This window comes from Parasphingorhabdus sp., assembly GCF_049667325.1.
Taxonomy (GTDB): domain Bacteria; phylum Pseudomonadota; class Alphaproteobacteria; order Sphingomonadales; family Sphingomonadaceae; genus Parasphingorhabdus.
The window spans coordinates 1-3979 of record NZ_JBATHY010000297.1 but is presented as its reverse complement, the minus strand read 5'-3'; the positions used below and the strand labels follow the sequence as shown (position 1 = coordinate 3979).

Sequence of the window (3979 nt, the reverse complement as noted above, 5' to 3'; positions counted from 1 at the left end):
ACCCCATTCTGCCCAGCTGCCATCATATAGCGCGGCTCTCTCGGCGCCGGCGACAGCCGCTGCAAAAGACACAACCGCTGCGGTCATTCCCGTGCCGCAGGTGGTGACGAGCGGTTTTGAGAGATCGACGCCTGCGTCAGTGAAGACCGCCTTGATTTCGTCAGCGCTTTTCCATGTTCCGTCAGCGTTGAAGAAGCTGCTGTGGGGAATATTGGTCGAACCGGGAATATGACCAGAGGCCGTATCGCCGCGAGGGTCAGGTGTTTCGCCGCTGAACCGGTCGGCAGGCCGGGCATCGACAACCTGCTCGTCCTTGCTGTGCAAGTTGGCGAGCATATCGGCCTTGGTGCGGACGTCCTTGTCGTCTTTCCAGACCGTGAAATGGCGGTGGCGCAGCGCTTCCTTGCCAGTTTCAAGCGGCCGGCCTTCGGCCTTCCATTTTGCAATGCCGCCATCGAGAATGGCGACTTCGTGCGCACCAAAAATCGTCAGCATCCACCAGGCGCGCGCTGCGCTCTTGAGCGGACTGTCATCATATAATACTACGCGGCTGCCATCGCCCAGGCCGAGTGATTGCATCCGGCTGGCAAATTTCTCGGCCGGCGGGAGCATGTTTTCGACCGGATTGCTGGCGTCGGTCAATTCACCGAGGTCCATGAAGACCGCTCCAGGGATGTGGCCGGCCTCGTATTCCGCTGCAGGATTACGTCCGGCATCGGCCATGAACTTTGTCGCGTCGACAATTCGTAAGTCGGACGCGCCCAGTTCGTTGGCCAGCCACTCGGTCGTTACCAACAATTCCATATTAAGCTCCTCATGCCCGCAATTATTTGCGCTTTTCGTCCCGCCGTTTAGCGATTCGATTTCCAGACGTCGAGGCTATAACGCATTGTCCGGCGAATCCACCGCTTATCTGGTTTTTTTACATGGGATATTGTCAGCGGCATAGGCGAGTTGCGATAGCAATGAGCGCCGGTCGCTAACGGGAGCGAAAGCAATCATCCTGCCGTGAGCGGGCGGTGGCCAAGCGGCGCAAAGCCACGAGGACCCAGATCCAGCCGGAAAGGCGCCATTTTCGGGCGCGGTGGCTGATGCTCCTGGCCAACGAGATAGGCTGCGGTCTGATAATGCTGGAAACCGGCGCCATCGGTAAATTCGATCGAGATTTGCACCAGCGGTACAAACAAGGCTTGCGAGCGGAACATAATCGGATGGATGCTGGCCAGGGGAATGCGAAATTCCGTGACGAACTTTTTGGTTTCGCCGACCGGAAGATTTGAAACTGCGCCCAATGGCGAGAGATCGGCTGATATCGGATTGTCGGTGCCGTCTTCCCCGGCCTGAACCATCGCGCCGGTGACCCTGATGCCGGTCAAGACTTCGTTGCCAGGGTTGGAGAGCCTGAGTTCGAAACCCACAACCGCGTTGAACAATGTCGCATTGGCCGAACGCGGCTGGAAGCTTATCGCAACACCTGGCGCAGGCTGTAGTGGCTCCGGAAGCTTTACGATGGGGCCAGTCTGCCGGGTTTTCGACGCACCCGCCTTTGGGGCAGACGATTGTTTGAGGGACGCGCGGTGTGCTCGCCACAGGTACATCGCGCCGAGCAGAATAAAAAACAAGCCTGCAACCAGCAAAAGATACCAGTCATTGGCCGGGGTTGCCGATACCGGGTCTGCAGGAGCTTCCGGCAGAGATGGACGAACTTCGTTTTTATTGGCTGGCACGCCTGTCGAGTCGCGGCGCTGATCCACAACGACGCCCGGCTTCTCTTTCGGAAGATCCGGCTCCGGTGGAGATATTGCTTCTGTAGCGGGCAAGCGAACCGGGTTCTGCCTGACCGTCTGTTGCGCTTGACGGTCCCCGTTGTCGTTGGCGGCCGGTGCGACCGTCGCATTGCCCGGTTCCGGCGCGGCTATTGCCGGTCCGGTGCGCGGCGCGACAACAGGCGGTCGGGCAATCGGAATTTCAGCATCAACGGGTCCCTGCAGGACCTTTTCTTCCGGTCTGCTATCGGGGCCGGGCGGTAGTGAATAGTTTTCCAGCGGTGGCCGGATCCGCGGATTGGGCACAAGATCATCGCTCGGCGACTGAGCCAAAACGACAGCGCCCGGGAACAGTGCCAAGGCCGCGCCCGCCAGTATGGATCTGAAGCAATAATATGCGATCGTCTGAAAAACAGTCATATCCCTGTACATCTCCGGATCAAATTGCCGCCCGAAGCGCTGAACCGCCGATGAATGCAGCGGGGTGATGACATGAAGCGCCCCGTGCACTAGATAATCGGAATGACCAATGATCCTTCCCCTCCGCCAGCCCCGAAATTCCTGGGCAAGGCGAGCACACTTCCTTCCTCTCCCGAAGAGGCCATACTCGACTATGTGCCAAATCCGCGCGCTGGCGAACTCTATCTCACGCGCTTTGCTGTCCCCGAATTCACGTCGCTGTGCCCGGTGACCGGTCAGCCGGATTTTGCCCATTTGGTGATCGACTATGCACCGGACCAGAGCATCGTCGAATCGAAATCGCTAAAGCTGTATCTCGGGTCGTTTCGCGACCATGCTGCCTTTCATGAAGATTGCACGGTCGGAATTGGCAAGCGCCTGTTCGACGAGATGAATCCGAAATGGCTGCGGATCGGCGGTTACTGGTATCCGCGCGGTGGAATCCCGATCGACGTTTTCTGGCAATCGGGTGAGCCGCCCAAAGGTCTGTGGATTCCTGAACAAGGTGTTGCATCTTATCGAGGACGAGGTTGATGACCCATAAATTCTACGGTGGACCACTGTCGCTCTATTCCGGCAAGGCGCGAGCCTATCTCGACTGGAAAGGGGTGGATTACCAAGAAATCCTCAGCTCCACGGAAGTTTACAAGACGATTATTGTACCGAAAGTGGGTCGTCCGGTCATTCCGGTAATGGAAACCGACGAAGGGGAAACGCTTCAGGACACAACTTTAATCATCGACCATTTCGAAGCGAAGATCAGCGGCCCCTCGGTTTATCCTGATACACCGAAACAGCGACTGGTGGCGCTGCTTATGGAAGTATATGGTGATGAATGGCTGGTGATCCCGGCGATGCATTATCGCTGGAACTATAATGAAGAATGGGTCTACGGCGAATTTGGCGCGGTCGCAGCGCCCGAGGCCAGCAAGGAAGAACAGCTGGCAATCGGCCGCGAGCGCGGGCAAACGTTCAAGGGCTTTTGCCCGATACTAGGGATTAACGAACAGACCATTCCTGGGATCGAAGCCAGCTATGAGGCATTGCTCGCCGATCTCGACCGGCATTTTTCGCAATATGACTATCTGCTGGGTTCGCGACCCTCGATTGGCGATTATGGCCTGATCGGGCCGCTTTATGCCCATTTATACCGCGACCCCGCATCGGGCGAGATCATGAAACGCCTGGCTCCGAAAGTTGCCGCGTGGGTCGAACGGATGGTGGATGTGCCGCAGCCGCTTTCGGGTGAATTTCTGCCAAATGATGAAGTTCCGGAAACGCTGATACCGGTGCTCGAGCGGATGATGGGCGAACAGATGCCATTCCTCCAGAAAACCGCAAATATGTTTGCAAGCTGGGCCGACGCCAATTCAGGCGAAGACATTCCCCGAGCGGTCGGCATGGCAGAATTTCATATCGAAGGCGTTTCGGGTCAGCGTATGGCCCCGCCATTCAGTCTATGGATGCTGCAGCGGCCGCTCGACTTTTACCGGAGTCTCGACGCAGCGGCCAAAGCGTCCGTTGACGATCTGCTTGGGTCTGTCAAAGGCTCGGCAGGGTTCGGCGAATTCAAACCGGGTCCCCGACTCCTATTTGAAGATTTCAGGTTGAAGCTGGCCTAATCTTTGTCTCCGCTTTCGTCTCCACCGGCTTTCCAGGCGGAAAGCTGCTGCGGAACCAGTGCCACCAGGTCATCATAGGCAACCGATACATCGATCAGGTGGAGGCCCCAGTCGGACAATATTGTATCTCCG

General features: G+C 57.4%; 4 protein-coding genes. 2 read left to right on the top strand and 2 right to left on the bottom strand.

Features of this window, described 5'->3' with window-relative positions; genetic code table 11:
- The coding region (gene sseA, locus WBM93_RS13080) for a 3-mercaptopyruvate sulfurtransferase (RefSeq protein WP_424432304.1) at positions 1-804 on the bottom strand (804 nt) is incomplete at its 3' end.
- Positions 805-998: 194 nt separating this feature from the next.
- Entirely contained in the window at positions 999-2186 is a 1188-nt protein-coding gene (locus WBM93_RS13075) for a hypothetical protein (RefSeq protein ID WP_424432303.1), read from the bottom strand.
- Positions 2187-2288: 102 nt separating this feature from the next.
- Here WBM93_RS13075 and queF point away from each other — a divergent pair, with 102 nt between their 5' ends.
- A complete protein-coding gene (gene queF, locus WBM93_RS13070; RefSeq protein ID WP_424432302.1) occupies positions 2289-2759 on the top strand; it encodes a preQ(1) synthase in 471 nt (156 codons plus the stop codon).
- On the top strand, positions 2759-3847 hold the full coding sequence (locus tag WBM93_RS13065; RefSeq protein ID WP_424432301.1) for a glutathione S-transferase family protein: 1089 nt from the start codon (positions 2759-2761) through the stop codon (positions 3845-3847). Before queF ends, WBM93_RS13065 begins: the two co-directional genes overlap by 1 nt.
- Positions 3848-3979 lie beyond the last annotated feature (132 nt).